The organism is Corallococcus sp. Z5C101001 (genome assembly GCF_007352635.1).
GTDB lineage: Bacteria > Myxococcota > Myxococcia > Myxococcales > Myxococcaceae > Corallococcus > Corallococcus silvisoli.
On the sequence record NZ_VKLU01000004.1, the window covers coordinates 207,220 to 223,491 of the forward strand.

Sequence of the window (16,272 nt, forward strand, 5' to 3'; positions counted from 1 at the left end):
CCCCCAACGCCCCACCACTGCCCTGCGCTCCTGGTCGCTCATCGCGCTCCCTGGCCCTCCGGCCCCGCGGACCATAGCGGAGTGCGCTCCGCGAGGTGGGGCGGAGACCGCGGCATCGGCCCGCGCCAGGACCTCGCACGCGGGCATCAGGTCCGTCTGGCGGCCAGAGCGCATCCTTCAGCGGCGCGTTCGCATCTCCCGCGCGCCCACCGGCCCGCACACGTGCGGGAGCGCTCCGCGGACTCCGCCTTCGCTCGCGACTTCCGGAGGGAACTAACCGGTGCGCGTCCCGCTCGGCTCATCCAGTTCGTCCGTGAGCCCGTGCTTCGCCAGCCGGTAGCGGAACGAACGGAACGACAGGCCCAGGAGCTCCGCGGCGCGCGTCTTCACCCCTTGCGCCTGCTTGAGCGCGGCCAGCAGGTGCCGGCGCTCGTGGTCGTCCAGGTGCCGCTCCAGGTTGAAGCCCTGCCCCAGCATGGGTTCGCCGCCGTCACCCGCGCGCACCTGGGGCTCCGCCTCGCCCCGCACGGAGGGCGGCAACGTCGTGGGCCCCAGCACGTCCGAGTCCGACAACGTGGCCGCGCGCTCCACCATGTTCTGCAACTGGCGCACGTTGCCCGGGAAGGCGTAGCGCTCCATCAGCACCAGCGTCTCCGGCGCGAACCTCAGGCCCGGACGCCCCAGCTCCTCCGACAGCCGGGACAGGAAGAACGTGGCCAGGTGCGGGATGTCCTCCGCACGCTCACGCAGGGGGGGCAGCTCCAGCGTGATGACGTTGAGCCGGTAGAAGAGGTCTTCGCGGAAGCGGCCCGCCTGCACCTCCGCCTCCAGCCGGCGGTTGGTGGCGGCGATGACGCGCGCATGGAAGGGAATCTCCGCCGCGCTGCCCACCGGCTTCACCTTGCGCTCCTGCAACACGCGCAACAGCTTCACCTGCGTGGACAGGGGCATCTCCCCCACTTCGTCCAGCATCACCGTGCCTTCGCCCGCGGAGACGAGCAGGCCCGGCCGCTCATGGGTGGCGCCGGTGAAGGCCCCCCGCATGTGGCCAAACAGCTCGCTCTCCAGCACGCCCTCGTTGAGGGCCGCGCAGTTGAAGGGCAGGAAGGGCTGAGCCGCGCGGTGGCCCCGCAGGTGGACGGCGCGGGCCACCAGCTCCTTGCCGGTGCCGCTCTCTCCCGTCACCAGCACCGTGCTCCGGCCCGGCGCCACCTTCTCCACCAGCTGCCACAGGGCCCGCATGCGGGGGCTCGTCCCCACCAGCAGCCCCCCCAACCCCGGGAGCAGCCGCGCCTTCAGCGTGCTGTTCTCCTGCCGCAGCGCGCGCTTCTCCAGCGCCTTGTGCACGAGCAGCCGCAGCTCCTCGTTGTCGAAGGGCTTGCAGATGTAGTCGTACGCGCCCTCGCGCATGGCCTCCACCGCGGAGGACGGCGTGCCGAAGGCGGTGATGAGCACCACCTCCGGCGGCTCCTTGCGCGAGCGGGCCGCCCGGAGCACGTCCAGGCCGCTGCCCGTGCCCAGCTTCATGTCGGAGATGACCAGGTCCACCTGGTCCTTCTCCAGCACCGCGCGGGCAGGCTCCACCGCGGGCACGCTCGTCACGGCGTAGCCTTCCCGCACGAGCAAGATCTCCAGGTACTCGCGCATGGACAGCTCGTCGTCCACCACCAGGACGTGTCCGCGCGGACCTCCGTCATGGACGGAAGGCGCTGTCATAGGGGCAGCCCCACGAGGAACTCCGTGCCGTCAGCCGGATGCGACGTCACGCGGATGCTCCCGCCGTGCGCGCGGATGATGGAGTGCGCGGTGGACAGCCCCAGCCCGGTGCCGCCGTTGCGGGTGGTGAAGAACGGCTCGAACAGGTGTCCCATCATCTCCTCCGTGATGCTGCCGGCCGAGTCCCACACCCGAATCTGCGCTTCCTTCTCCGCGCGCGCCAGGGCCACCCTCACCGTGCCCCGCGGACCCGCCGCCTGGAAGCCGTTGCGCACCAGGTTGATGAGCACCTGGCGCAGCTGATCCGGATCCACCGGCGCCGTCAGGGCCTCCGGCACCCGCACCTCCATCAGCACCTCGCGCGCCAGCGGGTCCGCGCGCAGCATCTCCACCGTCTCCGACAACAGGGCGTCCAGCGCCACCGGGCGGCGCTGGGGCTCTTGCGGTCGAGCGAAGCGCAGGAAGTCCTCCACCAGCCGCGCCAGCCGGTCCGCCTCCCGCGTGAGGATGCCGGTGAGCTTCTTCACCACCGCGTCGGTGGACTGCTCCTGAGCCAGCAGCTGCGCGGAGCCCCGCATGGCGGCGAGCGGATTTCGGATTTCGTGCGCCAGCTGCGCGGACAGGGCCCCCAGGCTGGCCAGCCGGTCCGTGCGCTTCAGGTCCTCCTCCATGCGCCGCAGCTCCGTGAGGTCCTGGAAGACGATGAGCAGCGCCCCGGCCTCGCCCTCCAGCGGCGACACCGACAGGCCCAGCACCCGGTTGCCCCCGGGCGTCCGCACCCGCAGCTCGCCTCGCACGGAGCGCGGCGTCAACCCCATCACGCCCGGCAGCAGCTGCTCCAAGGGCTGCCCCACCCCCATGAAGGTGTCGACCTGGAGGATGCCGCTGGCCGCCGAGTTGAGGAAGGTGACGCGCCGCTCGACGTCGCAGGTGACGAGCCCCGAGGGCATGGAGGACAGGATGAGCTGCTGCAGCCTCCCCAACCGGCGCAGGTCCGCCTCGCTCTGGGACAGCGCGCCGCCCGTGGCGGACAGCTGGCGCGACAGGTAGCCGGACAGGACCGCGATGAGCACCAACGCCAGCGCGTTGCTGCCCAGCACGAAGAGCACCCGCCCGCCCGGCACCGTCACCACGTCCGCGGGCGTGGTGAGGCGGATGACGAGCAGGAGCGCGGTGAAGGCGAACGCGGAGACGGCCGCCGCCGCCAGCGCGCCCCGCCAGTCCAGCACCACCGCCGCGCCAATGACGGCCAGGCTGTAGAGGAACGTGAGCGGCGAGTCCGCGCCGCCGCTCAGGTAGACGAGCCCGGTGGCGATGAGCACGTCGCCCACCACCGTCACCGTGGCGTCCAGGCGGCCCGCGGTGCCCCGGCGCAGCCGCAGGCCCGTCACCACCGTGAGGACGTAGGCGCCCGCGATGACCGCGAACGACAGCGAGTCCGCCCGGCTGGGCTCCTGCGCCGGCTGCGTCAGCAGGCGCACCACCGTCACCACGAGCGACAGGCTCGCCGCGACGGTGCGGAACAACACCAGCCACACCAGGCGCGGGCGCAGCCCGGAGGCCGCGCCAGGCGCCCGACCCTCCAGGCGCGCGCTACTTGATCGCGCCGGCAAGGCTGAAGATGGGCAGGTACATGGCGATGAGGAAGCCACCCACCACGCCGCCGAGGAACACCATCAGCAGCGGTTCGATCATCGACGTCAGCGCGCCGATGGCGGTGTCCACCTCGTCGTCGTAGAAGTCCGCGATCTTGTTGAGCATCGTGTCCATGGCGCCCGTCGCCTCGCCGACGCCAATCATCTGCACCACCATCGACGGGAACACCTTGGTCTCCAGCAGCGGACCCGCGATGTTCTTGCCCTCGGCGATCTTCCCGCGGACGTAATAGATGGCCTCTTCCACGGTGCGATTGCCGGCCGTCTTCGCGGTCACGTCCAGCGCGTCCAGGATGGGCACGCCCGAGGAGATCATCGTGCCCAGCGTGCGCGTGAAGCGCGCCACCGCCACCTTGCGGAGCACGTCGCCGAACAGGGGCAGCTTGAGGAACAGCTTGTCCCAGAACTTGCGGCCCCGGGGCTGGCGGTAGGTCCAGGTGAAGGAGAAGACGAGCGCGGCGACGCCGATGACCGCGTGGAGGAAGTACTCCTGCGCGAACTTCGACAGGTCCACGACCACCTGCGTGGGGCCCGGCAGCTGTGAACCGAAGTCCGCGAACATCTTCTCGAAGACGGGCGTCACCTTGAGGAGCAGCAGCGCCGTCACGCCAATGGCCACCAGGATGACGATGGTGGGGTAGGTCATGGCGCCCTTGACCTTGGCCTTGAGCTTCTCGTTCTTCTCGCGGTAGGCGGCGAGCCGGTTGAGGATGGTGTCGAGGATACCGCCCACCTCGCCCGCGGCGCACAGCTGCACGTAGAGCTCGTCGAAGACCTTGGGGTGCTCCTTCAGCGCGTCCGCGAAGGTGCTGCCCTGCTCCACCTTGCCCTTGATGGCGAACACCACCTTCTTGAAGGCGGGGTTGTCCATCTGGCTGGCCAGGATGTCCAGACACTGCACCAGCGGCAGACCCGCGTCGATCATCGTCGCGAACTGGCGGGTGAAGATGAGGATGTCCTTGCCCGTCACCCCGCCCAGGCCGGGCAGGCTGATTTCCCCGTCGAGCGCGCTCTTCTTGCGCACCTTCGTCGGGTTGAGGCCCAGGGACTTGAGACGTGCGTTGACAGCCTCGATGTCCGAGGCCTCCATCTCGCCCTTCTTGTTCTCCCCGCTCTTGGTCTTCGCCTCCCAGAGGAACTGGGCCGTGTTCTTCTTGGACGCTGTCGCCTTCTGCTGGACCGCTGGTGCTGCCATAACCTGGACCTCCGGGGAGGGCGCGAGTCTAACCCGCGAAATTCACGTCGGAAAACTAACGGGCGCCCGCTCCTCCGGCCGGCCGCTGGGCTCCCCCCGGGGCGCCGCCCGTGGCCAGGATGTTGCGCAGCTCTTCCGGGTCGGAGGAACGGCCGAAGGCCTCGTCCTGGGTGATGAGCCGGCGCGCCAGGAGGGCGGCCAGCGCCTGGTTGAACGTCTGCATGCCGTACTTCGCCTGGCCCACCTGCATGGAGGAGTAGATCTGGTGGACCTTGTCCTCGCGGATGAGGTTCCGGATGGCGGGGTTGGGCACCATGACCTCCAGCGCCAGCACGCGGCCCGGAGCGCCCGCCTTGGCCACGAGCGCCTGGCTCATCACGCCCTCCAACACGAAGGACAGCTGGGCGCGCACCTGGGGCTGCTGGTACGGGGGAAAGACGTCCAGGACGCGGTTGATGGTCTGCACCGCGCTGTTGGTGTGCAGCGTCGCGTAGCAGATGTGGCCCGTCTCCGCGATGGTGAGCGCCGCTTCGATGGTCTCCAGGTCGCGGAGCTCACCCACCAGCACCACGTCCGGGTCCTGGCGCAGGATGTACTTGAGGGCCGTCTTGAAGTTGCGCGTGTCCGCCCCCACCTCGCGCTGGTTCACCAGGCAGTTCTTGTGCGGGTGCAGGTACTCGATGGGGTCCTCGATGGTCATGATGTGCTCATGACGCTCGGTGTTGATCTTGTCGATCATCGAGGCCAGCGTGGTGGACTTGCCGGAGCCCGTGGGGCCCGTCACCAGGATGAGGCCGCGCGGCTTCTTCACCAGCTCCGCCACCACCGGCGGCAGGCCCAGCTCCTGGAACGTCAGGATCTTGAAGGGAATGGTGCGGAACGCGCCGGCGACGGCGCCGCGCTGCATGAAGATGTTCGCGCGGAAGCGCGACAGGCCCTTCACGCCGAACGACAGGTCCAGCTCGTTCTCCTCCTCGAACTTGTGCTTCTGCGCGTCCGTGAGGATGGAGTAGCAGAGCTGCTTCGTCTCCACGGGGGTGAGCGGCGCCGTCTTGAGCGGGACGAGTTCACCGTCCACGCGCAGCTGCGGCGGCGAGCCGGTGGTGATGTGGAGGTCGGAAGAGCCCTTCTCGACCATCGCCTTGAGGAGCTGGTGCAGGTTGGCCACGGATGCGTGTCCTGTCGCGGAGAGGTGTGGTGGAGGAAGGTGACTAGAAGCGGTCCGGCGCGGTGTTGCCCACGACCTCTTCGAGCGTGGTCATGCCGTCCATCAGCTTCCTGAGCGCGCTCATGCGCAGGCTGCTCATGCCCAGGCGGATGGCCTCCTGCTTCAGTTCGGCCGCGGAGGCGCCGTTGATGACCAGCTCCTTGAGGCCATCCCAGAAGGGCATGACCTCGTAGATGGCCACGCGGCCGCGGTAGCCGCGGTCGTTGCACTCGCGGCAGCCGACCTTCTCGTACATGGTGAAGGTGCCCATCTTGTCCGGCGGGATGCCCGCGTCGATGAGGGCCTGCTCGTCCACCTTCTCCGCGGGGCGCTTGCAGGCCGGGCACAGCCGGCGCGCCAGACGCTGGGCGAGGATGAGGTTGAGCGACGCCGTCACGAGGAACGGCTCGATGCCCATGTTGAGCAGACGGCTCACCGTGCCCGGGGCGTCGTTGGTGTGCAGCGTGGAGAGCACCAGGTGGCCGGTGAGCGCCGCCTTCACGCCGATTTCCGCCGTCTCGAAGTCGCGGATCTCACCGATCATGATGATGTCGGGGTCCTGGCGGAGGAACGAGCGCAGGCCGGCCGCGAAGTTCAGGCCGATGTCCTCGTGCATCTGCACCTGGTTGATGCCGGCGAAGTTGAATTCGACCGGGTCCTCCGCGGTGCAGATGTTGGTGCCCACGTCGTTGAGGCTGGAGAGCGCCGAGTACAGCGTCGTCGTCTTGCCGGAGCCCGTGGGGCCCGTCACCAGCACCATGCCGTAGGGCCGGTCGATGGCCTCCTTGAACCAGGCCAGGGGCTGCGCGTCGAAGCCCAGCTTGGTCATGTCCAGCTGCAGGTTGCTCTTGTCGAGCAAGCGCATCACGACCTTCTCGCCGAAGAGCGTGGGGCACACGCTCACGCGGAAGTCCATCTCCTTGCCGCCGCCGATCTTGATCTTGATGCGGCCGTCCTGCGGCAGGCGCCGTTCGGAGATGTCCAGCGACGCCATGATCTTCAGACGGCTGGTGATGGCGTTGCGCAGCTTCATGGGCGGGCGCATCACCTCGTACATCACGCCGTCGATGCGGAAGCGGACCCGGAAGTCCTTCTCGTACGGTTCGATGTGGATGTCGGACGCGCGCTTCTTGATGGCGTCCATCAGGATGAGGTTCACCAGCTTGACCACGGGCGCGTCGTCCGCGGCCTTGGCCATCTCATCCAGGTTCTCCTGCTCCTCCTTGGCGACCTCGATGTCGTCGCTCACGTCGCCGACGATGTCCTCCAGCGAGGGGCCCTTCTCCGCGTAGTAGCGCTCGATGGACTCGCGGATGGAGATCTCCGACGCGACCACGGCTTCGATGTTGTAGCCGGTGAGGAACTTCAGGTCGTCCACCGCGAAGATGTTGGACGGGTCGCACATGGCCACGATGAGCGACGGGCCCGCGCGGTTGACCGGGATCACCAGGTGCTTCTCGGCCACCTCCTTGGGCACGAGCTTGATGATGTCCGGATCAATGTCGAAGTCCTTCAGGTTGATGGCCGGCACGCCGTACTGCTTCGACAGGAAGTCGGTGAGCTTCGACTCCTCGATGGCGCCCGTCTTGATGAGCGCCGTGCCGATGCGCGCACCACTCTTCTGCTGCTCCTCCTGCGCCTTGCGGAGTTGCTGGACGGAGATGAGGTTCTCGCGCACCAGCAATTCACCGAGTCGACCGGACATTTCTGGGGTGCCTCTTTAGAGCGTGAGGAGGGAACAGCCAGAGCCCCGGCCAAGGCGGGGCCCCAAGGGGGGATGGGGGGGCGACAGGGGCTTGAAGCCCTGGCACGGATCCTCATGGATTAGAGGAAACCGATGCGCGGCCTGTCAAGGCGCCCTGGCGTGCTCCCTCGCTGTCCGGAGCCCCCTCCCGGAGGATCACCGGACCCTACCCGTCGCCACGGGCCGCCACGGTGCGGGCGGCCTCCACGTCGCGTTTGATTTGACCCACCAGCTCCGCGACGGAGCCGAAGCGCTGTTCGGGCCGCAGGCGCTCCAGGAACTGGACCCGCAGCTCCTGGCCGTAGAGGTCCCCCGTGAAGTCCAGGAGGTGCGCCTCGATGGTGACCTCCGTTCCACCAAAGGTGGGCTTCACGCCGATGTTGGCCGCCCCCGGCCGCCACGGGCCGCCAGCCTCCGACCGGAGGCGCACACGGATGGCGTACACGCCGGGCGCGGGCCGCAGCTCGTTCTGCGTGTCCACGTTGGCGGTGGGAAAGCCGATGGTGCGCCCCCGCCCCGCGCCGGACACCACCGTGCCATCCAGGTCGAACGGGCGTCCCAGGAGGCGCCGGGCCGCTCCCACCCTTCCCTCCAGGATGTATTCGCGGATCCGCGACGAGGACGCGACGACGCCGTCCACGTGCACGGAGGGGACGACGTGGACCTGGGCGCCCCGCTTCGCCGCGGCCTCGCGCAGGGTGGTGACGGTGCCCGCGCGGTGGGCGCCGTAGGTGAAGTCGCCGCCCACGACGACGTGGGCCACGCCCAGGGTGTCGAAGAGGTCGACCTCGAAGTCCGCGGGAGAGCTGCGCGCGTAGTCGCGGGTGAAGGCCTGCACCACCACCCCGTCCAGGCCGCAGCCGGCCAACAGCTCCAGCTTGCGCGGCAAGAGGGTGATGAGCTTGGGCGCCAGGTCTGGCTGGAGCACCTTGCCCGGGTGGGGCTGGAAGGTGAGCGCGCCCGCGGGGGCGTGGCGCCGGGCCTCGGCGAAGAGGGCCTGGTGGCCCACATGCACACCGTCGAAGTTGCCCAGCGCGAGGGCCTGCCCCTGGAGCTGGCGGCCCGCCTCGGACACCGACTGGAAGACCTTCATGACCCCTCCCTATACCACCCCGCGCGCTTTTGCCCTGGCCAACCCACGCGGCTCCATGGTTAGAGGCGCCCGCCCCCGCCATGCGCCCTGCCCTGCTCCCTGATCCAGTCGGCCTCAAGTTCGTCCCCCTGGATGCGCCCCCGGACTGGGACGCGGAGTTCGGCTTCACCGGCCCGCTGGAGCTGGAGATCGGCTCGGGCGCGGGGGGGCACGCGCTGGAGTACTGCCGCCGCAACCCCGGCGTGCGCTTCGTGGCCTTCGAGTGGCGCAAGAAGTACGCGCGCGACACGCAGATGCGCGGGGAGAAGGCGGGGCTGACCAACCTGCGCGTCATCGAATCCGACGCGCGCTTCGTCGTACCGCGCATCTTCGCCCCCGGGTCGCTGGACGTCATCCACCTCCAGTTCCCCGACCCCTGGTGGAAGCGCTCGCACGCCAAGCGGGCGGTCGTGCAGCCCCAGTTCGCGAAGCTGATGCTGGGCCTGCTCAAGCCGGGCGGCCGCTTCGACATGCGCACCGACGTGCAGGACCGCGGGGTGGCCATGCTGGAGATCCTGGAGGCGGCCGGCTTCCACAACCCGCTGGGCACGGGCGTGTTCCACCCGTACGACCCGGAGGAGGTGCCCTCCACCCGCGAGCGGCGCTACCTGGCCTCCGCAGAACCCGTCTACCGCGCACGGCTGGTGAAACCCGCGCCGTAGTGTGTCGCGGCCCGGACCCGGGGTCGCGACGGCGGTCTTGGGGCCCTTGGCAGCGCCCCCCACCCGGAGGAGAATCCGGGCACGGGGTTCCCGCCCCGGGTGACACTCGCGACGTGGGCCACGGCCGCATCCTGGGGGGTTGGCGCCTCATGCCAGAAGCCGAAAGGAAACGGATGCCGGACGCCGTGCGCAGGAGCGGACCGGCGAACGACTTCGCGGGGCGCACGGTGCTCATCGTGGACGATGATCCGGCCCAGGTGCGGCACGTGCGCGAGGGCCTGGCCCCGCACGGCTACGTGTTCAAGGAGGCGCTGGACGGCGCGCAGGCGCTGTCGGCCATCCGCGCGGGACGGCCGGACCTCATCGTGATGGACGTGGAGATGCCGGGCCTGGGCGGCGTGGAGGTGTGCCGCATCGTCAAGGCGAACGCGGGCGAAGGCGGCTTCGGCTTCATCCCGGTCATCCTGATGACGGCCCGGCAGGCGGCGGGCAAGGTGGAGGGGCTGGAGCTGGGCGCGGACGACTACCTGGTGAAGCCCTTCGACATGCTGGAGCTGGGCGCGCGCGTGAAGTCCATGCTGCGGCTGAAGGCCTTGCAGGACGCGCTCCTGGAGAAGAACCGGGAGCTGGAGTGGGCCAACCGGGAGCTGGACCGCCGCCGCCAGGAGCTGCTGGCGCTCAGCCGCACGGACGCGCTCACGGGCCTGTTCAACCGCCGATACTTCGAGGAACGGCTGGGCGAGGAGTTCATGCGCTCGCGGCGGTATCGTTCGCCGCTGTCGCTGGTGATGCTGGACATCGACCACTTCAAGCGCATCAACGACACGTTCGGCCACCCCTTTGGCGACGAGGTGCTGCGCGCGGTGGCCCAGACGGCGCGCGCGACGCTGCGGGAGGTGGACCTGCTGGCCCGCTACGGCGGCGAGGAGTTCATCGCGCTCCTGCCAGAGGCGGCGCCCCAGGACGCGCTCCGGGCGTGCGAGCGGGTGCGGGAGGCGATTGAGCGGCTGGAGCTGACGTGGCGGGGGACGGATGGGGTGTCACAGGAGGTGAAGCTGACCGCGTCGCTTGGCGTGGCGACGGTGCCGGCGGACGACCTGCCGGGGACGGAGGCGCTGCTGCGCGCGGCGGACGCGAGCCTCTATTCAGCCAAGGGCACGGGACGCAATCGCGTCCACCAGCATGCGGCGTGACGCAGCTCGCGCTTCCCCACGGAGGCGGTTTGACCTAAACCGGAGGCTCCATGCGCCCGCTCGCGACGACGACCTGGCTGCTGTTCGCCCTCCTCGCCCTGGGCGGCTGCAACCGGCTCCAGCCGGACTCCCCCGTGGGGGCCTACCAGACGTTCCACCGGCATGTGCAGCGGGGCGAACTGCCCAAGGCCTACGCGGGCCTGTCCCAAGCGACCCAGCAGGTCCTGAAGGCTCGGGCCCAGCAGGTCAGCGATGCGTCGGGGGGCATGGTGAAACCGGAGCCGCTCGCGCTGTTCTTCGCGAATGTCCCCGGGACGCCCGATGTTCAGGAGGTCAAGCTGCTCCGCCAGGAGGGCGACGAGGCGACCTTGGTCGTGAGCTCGGCGGGAAGGTCGGGCGAGGTCCGGATGGTGAGGGAGCCGTCCGGGTGGAAGGTGGACTTTTCAGCATCCCCTTAAGCCGCGAGCCCGGGCATGCCCGGACCCCGCGCATCAGGTAACGTACAACCGTGAACGATAGGAAGACACGGCGGGTGGCCCCCGCAGTCGAAGTCATCCGGCGCCCGGGCTCGACGCCCGGCGCACCGGTGGCTCCGTCCTCGGCCGCCCCCAGCCCCACGCCGAGGCCCACGCCCCGGCCCACGCCGGTGGCGCCTGCCGCCCCGGCGTCCTCCGGCGCGAGCGCGACGTCGGTGCCCCGGCCCACGCCGGGCCCGGCGCCCACGCCGAAGCCGAGCGGACTTGCCGCCCCGGCCCCCCGGCCGGCGACGCCCGTGGCGCCCACGGGTCTGTCCGCCCCCATGCCCCGGCCCACGCCGGGCCCGGCGACGACGGCCCCCGCCGCCCCACCCCGGCCCGCGGGAGCCGTGGCCCCGGGCTTCACGCCGGGTGCCTCGCCCAGGCCGGCCGCTCCCCGGGGGCCCGGGATGGGTGGGCCTCCGCGCCCGGGCGGGCCTCCGGGCCGCTTCGGGCCGCGCCCCAGCACGCCGCGCCCGCCGCCCACGCCGGAGCAGATCCTGGCGCTGGCGACGCGCGAGCACGTGCCGGCGCGCATCGCCAAGGGAGAGCTGGAAGGCAAGATGAAGGCGCGCATCTGGCGCAAGCTGCACGCCGAGGAGGCGAAGCGCTTCGACCAGGTCTACGAGCTCATGGGCCAGACGGCGGGCCTGTCGCTGGGTGATGCCTTCGGCATCCTCCAGAGCGGCCTCACCGTGGCGGAGTTCATGGCGCGCAAGGAGCGCAGCCAGCGCAAGGCGGCCATCAAGCAGGCGCGCGGTCAGGTGGACAACGCGCTCGTGGCGGACTTCCTGGGCGCCTTCATCGAGCAGAAGACGGAGCTGTCGGTGGTGCTCGCGGAGCGCTCGCTGCTGGACACGCTCCTGTCGGAGGAGGCCATCGCCTTCACCTTCGAGCGCACGGGCCGGCTGGAGAAGCTCCAGGTGGTGCTCATCGCGCGCAGGGGTGACTGGGAGCGGCTGATGCCGACCCTGGAGCGCGACGCGAAGCTCACGCAGAAGCCCGCGCAGGTGGCGCGCCAGCCGGACAAGCGCCCCTATTCAGACCCGCGGCCGTTCCTGCCGCACATCGGGCAGACGGTGAAGCTCACGCTGCGCAACGGCATCACGGTGGCGGCGCCGCTGCTGCGCGTGGGCCGCTTCGACGTGCTGCTGGGCGAGCCAGGACACGAGCTGTTCATCCCGCTGCACGCCCTCCTGCGCTTCGAGGCGCCGCCGGCCCCCGCCGAGGACGCTTCCGACGGCGCGGACGGTTCGACGCCGGACACCGCGGGCTGACGTTCCGCGGTGGTGCCTCAAGGGCGGCCTGGGCTTCCAGCCGGGCCGCCTTCGTCCTTCTTCCCTCCGGAGCCTTCGTTCATGCGCCCGTTCTTCTCCCGCATCATCAAGCCCTGGCTCGCGCTCACCGCGGCGGCGGTCCTCGCGGGGGCGTCCCAGCAGGCATGTACGAAGGAGTCCGCCGCCGCGAAGGGGACGGACGCGCCCGCCGCGCAGGAGGTGGGGCGCAGGGAGAATGGCGTGCACGTGGTGGACCTGGCCGTCACGGAGAAGGGCTTCGAGCCGTCGCCGGTGCCGCTCAAGCAGGGCGAGCCGGTGAAGCTGGTGGTGACGCGCAAGACGGACCTGACGTGCGCCACAGAGCTGGTGATGGACGAGTACAAGATCGACGCGAAGCTGCCGCTCAACGAGCCGGTGGAGATCGCCTTCACGCCCAACCAGTCCGGGACGCTGCGGTACGGGTGCGCGATGGGGAAGATGATCGCCGGCACCTTCGTGGTGGACTGAGCGCTTCGCGCGCCGCCCCTGATAACCTGCACGGCCATGCGCCCATCATCCTCGCGTGGCATGAGGCCCTGGCTCAGGTTCGCCGTGACAGGCGTCCTCGTGGGGGTTTCGCAGCAGGCCTGCACGAAGGAGCCGCCCCCCGCGCCGCCCGCGGACGCGAGGCGGGGCCCCCACTACACGGCCATCCAGGAAACAGGGACGAAGGTGAACGGCACGCTCATGGTGGAGCTGACCGTCACGCAGAAGGGCTTCGAGCCCTCGCCGGTGCTGCTGCGCCAGGGTGAGCCGGTGACGCTGCTGGTGACGCGCAAGACGGACCAGACGTGCGCCACCGAGCTGGTGCTGGAGGACTACGGCATCCACGAGAAGCTGCCGCTCGGCAAGCTGGTGGAGGTCACCTTCACGCCCCGTCAGGCAGGGATGCTCCGGTACGGGTGCGCGATGGAGCAGCGGACCGCGGGCGCCTTCTACGTGGAGTAGCGCGCCCGCTCCGTTAACTGGCGATGTGCCTCTGGGCGGGTAGGCTGGCCGCCCTGCATGGGCAGCTCGGAGCTCTTCACCCGGCATGTCTTCCTGGACCTCGAGACGACGGGGCTGGACCCCCGCGTGGACGAGGTCATCGAGGTCGGCTGCCTCTTCTTCGAGCACGGCCGCGAGGTGGACCGCTTCAGCCGTCTGTACTCGGCGTCGCGCCCGCTGAACCTCACCATCCGCCGCCTGACGGGCCTGTCGGACGCGCAGCTCTCCGGTCAGCCCCGCTTCGACGCCGAGCGCGTGGAGCTGCGGGAGCGGCTGAAGGGGTGGACGGTGGTGGCGCACAACGCCCCGTTCGAGAAGGGCTTCCTGCCGGATGTGCTGGGCGGAGCGCCGGTGCTCGACTCGTGCGAGCTCATGCACTACCTGCACCCGGAGCTGCCCAGCCACTCGCTGGAGTCGCTGATGCGGTGGGCGAAGCTGGGCTCGCAGCAGCCGCACCGCGCGCTCCATGACTGCGTGGCGGTGCACGCGGTGCTGGTGCACGCGCTGGACGGTTGCGTGCGCGACGGCCGCGCGGAGGACGTGGCGGACCTGCTCGCCACGATGGATCCACGGGCCCGCGCCGCGCTGGGGCCCGCGCCGCTGCTGGATGCGCTGTCCCCGGAAGAGGCTCGCGACCTGGCGACGGACGCGGAGGAGCGCCCCCTGCTGGAGCTGCTGTCCCGGCTGTGGGAGGCGTGCCGCGCGACGCCGGTGCCCTTGGGGCTGGAGGCGACGGGCGGCTTCCTGCGCGCGCGGCCGGAGCGACGGAGGGCGAATGGCGGCAGGCCTCCCCCGGAGCCAGAGCCGGACGCGACGCCGCTGCCCGTGCGCCCGGAGGAGGTGTCTCAGGTGCTGGGGCCCGGCGGCGCGCTGGAGCGTGGGGGCGGCTTCCTGTCCCGGCCCGCGCAGCTGGAGATGGCGCACGCGGTGGCGCGCACGCTGTCGGACGGCGGGCAGGTGGCGGTGGAGGCCGGCACGGGCACGGGCAAGTCGCTGGCGTACCTCACGCCCGCCGCGCTGTTCGCCGCGCGCAACGGGCTGAAGGTGGGCGTGGCGCCGCACACGAAGACGCTCCAGGACCAGTTGCTGGAGAAGGACCTGCCCCGGCTGCATCAGGCCACGGGGGGTGCGTTCGGCTACGCGCTGCTCAAGGGGCAGACGAACTACCTGTGCCGCCGCCGCGCGCTGGAGGCCACGCGCGTGGAGCCGGGGATGCCGCACGCCGCTCGCGCGCCCCGCGCCTACGTGCGCGCGTACCTGCGCCGCAGCCCGGATGGAGACCTGGACCGGCTGAGCCACTGGTTCCGCGAGCGCTTCCCGGGGATGCACGGGCTGGTGCCGGCGGTGCGCTCCGAGGCGGCGACGACGCTGGGTGAGCGCTGCCCGCATCACCACAAGTGCTTCTACCACTCGGCGGTGGCGCACGCGCGCGACGCGGACGTGCTGGTCATCAACCAGTCGCTCGCGTTCGCGTGGCCCGCGCGCTACCCGCGCCTGGACCACCTGGTGCTGGACGAGGCCCACGAGCTGGAGGACGTGGCCACCACCGCGCTCACGGTGGAGCTGTCGGACCTGGCCTTCCTGCGCCTCACGGAGCGGCTGCATGGGCGCGACGGACGCCGGGGCCTCTTCGCGGAGCTGCGCCGCGCGCTGGCGGCCACGCGCCGGGACGAGTCCCGCTCGCTGATGGGGGAGGTGGACGAGGCCCTGCGCACGCTGCTCCAGGAGGCGCGGGCGCTGGGCGAACAGGTGACGGCGCTCTGCGAGCCCGCGGCGGCGATGCCCGGCGAGGACGCGGACGAGGCCGCCTACGCGCCGGAGCTGCGGGTGACGGACGCGGTGCGCGCCCTGCCCGCCTGGGCGCCGGTGCGCGAGGGGCTGGTGGAGGTGCGGACGGCGCTGCAGCGGGTGCACACGCTGCTGGCCGTGCGCGTCCTGGCGGCGCTGCCGGAGCTGGCCGTGAAGCAGCCTTCGCTGGAGCGGGAGCTGGCCGGGGCGACGACGGAGCTGGGGGAGCTGTCGGTGCTCGCGGGCGAGCTGGCCGGAGACCCGGACGTGAAGCGCTGTTACGCGGCGCGCGCGGAGCCTCGCAAGGGGCGCTGGAGCGTGGGCGCGCAGCCGGTGGACGTGTCCGAGTCCGTGTCGCGCGACTTCGCCGCGAACAAGCGCGCGCTGGTGATGGCATCCGCCACGCTGGGCACGGGCGACAGCGTTCCCTTCGTCCTGAAGCGGCTGGGGTTGAAGCCGCCGCTCTTGCGCGCGCCCTCGCCGTTCCACCTGGGACAGCAGGCGCTGGTGGTGCTCGTGACGGACGCGCCTCGCGCGCACGAGGAGCCCTTCATCGACTGGGCCTCCGGGCGCATCTCCGGGCTGGCGCAGGTGATGGGCGGGCGGGTGCTGGGCCTCTTCGCCTCCACGCGCAGGCTGGAGCGCGTGGCGCGCGAGGTCCAGGCGCGGCTGGAGCCGCACGGGATTGAGGTGCTGCGCCAGTCGCGCGGGCACGGCCGCTCCCTGGCGGCGCGGCAGGAGCGCGACACGGGGACGGTGCTGCTGGGCACCAAGAGCTTCTGGCAGGGCGTGGACATCCCCGGCCGCGGCGTGGGGTGTGTCTTCATCGACAAGCTGCCGCTGGAGCCGGCATCCCGGCCGCTGGTGGCCGCGCGCGAGGAGCCCCTGGCGAAGGGCGGCAACGAATACCTGGGCTTCCTGCACTACCGGCTGCCGCGCGCGCTGCTGCTCTTGCGTCAGGGCGTCGGTCGGTTGATCCGCTCCACCACGGACCGGGGCATCGTCGTGGTCGCGGACCCCGGACACGCCAGCTACCGGCCCCTGCTGCTCCAGGCGCTCGCGGGCTACCGCGTCGTCGCGCTGCCCTGGGCCCAGGCGCGGCTGATGCTGCACGCGGAGCTGATGCAGATGGGGCTGGCCGCGGACACCGCGCGGGTGTGAC

General features: G+C 71.0%; 13 protein-coding genes. 7 read left to right on the plus strand and 6 right to left on the minus strand.

Features of this window, described 5'->3' with window-relative positions; genetic code table 11:
- Positions 1-273: 273 nt before the first annotated feature.
- From FOF48_RS09480 to FOF48_RS09505, 6 genes are all read right to left on the minus strand, one after another.
- The gene (locus FOF48_RS09480) at positions 274-1,716 is read right to left on the minus strand and encodes a sigma-54 dependent transcriptional regulator (RefSeq protein ID WP_143900126.1); all 1,443 of its coding nucleotides are present in this window, start codon (positions 1,714-1,716) and stop codon (positions 274-276) included.
- Entirely contained in the window at positions 1,713-3,248 is a 1,536-nt protein-coding gene (locus FOF48_RS09485) for a nitrogen regulation protein NR(II) (RefSeq protein ID WP_143900539.1), read from the minus strand. Before FOF48_RS09485 ends, FOF48_RS09480 begins: the two co-directional genes overlap by 4 nt.
- A 61-nt stretch (positions 3,249-3,309) precedes the next feature.
- Positions 3,310-4,566, minus strand: coding sequence for a type II secretion system F family protein (locus tag FOF48_RS09490; RefSeq protein ID WP_143900128.1), 1,257 nt, complete (start codon positions 4,564-4,566; stop codon positions 3,310-3,312).
- Positions 4,567-4,621: 55 nt separating this feature from the next.
- A complete protein-coding gene (locus tag FOF48_RS09495) occupies positions 4,622-5,734 on the minus strand; it encodes a type IV pilus twitching motility protein PilT (RefSeq protein ID WP_143900130.1) in 1,113 nt (370 codons plus the stop codon).
- Between the two features lie 43 nt (positions 5,735-5,777).
- The gene (gene pilB / locus FOF48_RS09500; protein ID WP_143900132.1) at positions 5,778-7,478 is read right to left on the minus strand and encodes a type IV-A pilus assembly ATPase PilB; all 1,701 of its coding nucleotides are present in this window, start codon (positions 7,476-7,478) and stop codon (positions 5,778-5,780) included.
- A gap of 205 nt (positions 7,479-7,683) precedes the next feature.
- On the minus strand, positions 7,684-8,610 hold the full coding sequence (locus FOF48_RS09505) for a bifunctional riboflavin kinase/FAD synthetase (RefSeq protein ID WP_143900133.1): 927 nt from the start codon (positions 8,608-8,610) through the stop codon (positions 7,684-7,686).
- Between the two features lie 80 nt (positions 8,611-8,690).
- Here FOF48_RS09505 and FOF48_RS09510 point away from each other — a divergent pair, with 80 nt between their 5' ends.
- The 7 genes from FOF48_RS09510 to FOF48_RS09540 all read left to right on the plus strand — a co-directional run bounded on the left by FOF48_RS09510 (position 8,691) and on the right by FOF48_RS09540 (position 16,271).
- Complete coding sequence (locus FOF48_RS09510) at positions 8,691-9,311, plus strand: tRNA (guanosine(46)-N(7))-methyltransferase TrmB (RefSeq protein ID WP_143900135.1); 621 nt, start codon at positions 8,691-8,693, stop codon at positions 9,309-9,311.
- Positions 9,312-9,460: 149 nt separating this feature from the next.
- Positions 9,461-10,504, plus strand: a complete 1,044-nt coding sequence (locus tag FOF48_RS37525; protein ID WP_143900137.1) for a diguanylate cyclase — start codon at positions 9,461-9,463, stop codon at positions 10,502-10,504.
- Positions 10,505-10,554: 50 nt separating this feature from the next.
- Positions 10,555-10,962 carry a hypothetical protein gene (locus FOF48_RS09520; protein ID WP_143900139.1) on the plus strand — a complete coding sequence of 136 codons (408 nt, stop codon included), beginning with the start codon at positions 10,555-10,557 and terminating at the stop codon, positions 10,960-10,962.
- A 74-nt stretch (positions 10,963-11,036) separates the two neighbouring features.
- Positions 11,037-12,296 (plus strand): hypothetical protein, encoded by a 1,260-nt coding sequence (locus FOF48_RS09525; protein ID WP_255442021.1) that lies wholly within the window; start codon positions 11,037-11,039, stop codon positions 12,294-12,296.
- A gap of 81 nt (positions 12,297-12,377) precedes the next feature.
- Positions 12,378-12,803 carry a cupredoxin domain-containing protein gene (locus tag FOF48_RS09530; RefSeq protein WP_143900142.1) on the plus strand — a complete coding sequence of 142 codons (426 nt, stop codon included), beginning with the start codon at positions 12,378-12,380 and terminating at the stop codon, positions 12,801-12,803.
- Positions 12,804-12,887: 84 nt separating this feature from the next.
- Positions 12,888-13,283 carry a cupredoxin domain-containing protein gene (locus FOF48_RS09535; protein ID WP_255442022.1) on the plus strand — a complete coding sequence of 132 codons (396 nt, stop codon included), beginning with the start codon at positions 12,888-12,890 and terminating at the stop codon, positions 13,281-13,283.
- Between the two features lie 57 nt (positions 13,284-13,340).
- Positions 13,341-16,271: a helicase C-terminal domain-containing protein gene (locus tag FOF48_RS09540; RefSeq protein ID WP_143900146.1), complete on the plus strand. Its 2,931-nt coding sequence runs from the start codon at positions 13,341-13,343 to the stop codon at positions 16,269-16,271.
- The last annotated feature ends 1 nt before the right edge of the window (position 16,272 follow it).

What these genes read in the sequence shown, in the direction of transcription:
- FOF48_RS09480 (WP_143900126.1), bottom strand. Translation starts at nt 1,716, where the DNA reads ATGACAGCGCCTTCCGTCCATGACGGAGGTCCGCGCGGACACGTCCTG.
- FOF48_RS09490 (WP_143900128.1), bottom strand. Translation starts at nt 4,566, where the DNA reads ATGGCAGCACCAGCGGTCCAGCAGAAGGCGACAGCGTCCAAGAAGAAC.
- pilB (WP_143900132.1), bottom strand. Translation starts at nt 7,478, where the DNA reads ATGTCCGGTCGACTCGGTGAATTGCTGGTGCGCGAGAACCTCATCTCC.
- FOF48_RS09505 (WP_143900133.1), bottom strand. Translation starts at nt 8,610, where the DNA reads ATGAAGGTCTTCCAGTCGGTGTCCGAGGCGGGCCGCCAGCTCCAGGGG.
- FOF48_RS09510 (WP_143900135.1), top strand. Translation starts at nt 8,691, where the DNA reads ATGCGCCCTGCCCTGCTCCCTGATCCAGTCGGCCTCAAGTTCGTCCCC.
- FOF48_RS37525 (WP_143900137.1), top strand. Translation starts at nt 9,461, where the DNA reads ATGCCAGAAGCCGAAAGGAAACGGATGCCGGACGCCGTGCGCAGGAGC.
- FOF48_RS09520 (WP_143900139.1), top strand. Translation starts at nt 10,555, where the DNA reads ATGCGCCCGCTCGCGACGACGACCTGGCTGCTGTTCGCCCTCCTCGCC.
- FOF48_RS09530 (WP_143900142.1), top strand. Translation starts at nt 12,378, where the DNA reads ATGCGCCCGTTCTTCTCCCGCATCATCAAGCCCTGGCTCGCGCTCACC.
- FOF48_RS09540 (WP_143900146.1), top strand. Translation starts at nt 13,341, where the DNA reads ATGGGCAGCTCGGAGCTCTTCACCCGGCATGTCTTCCTGGACCTCGAG.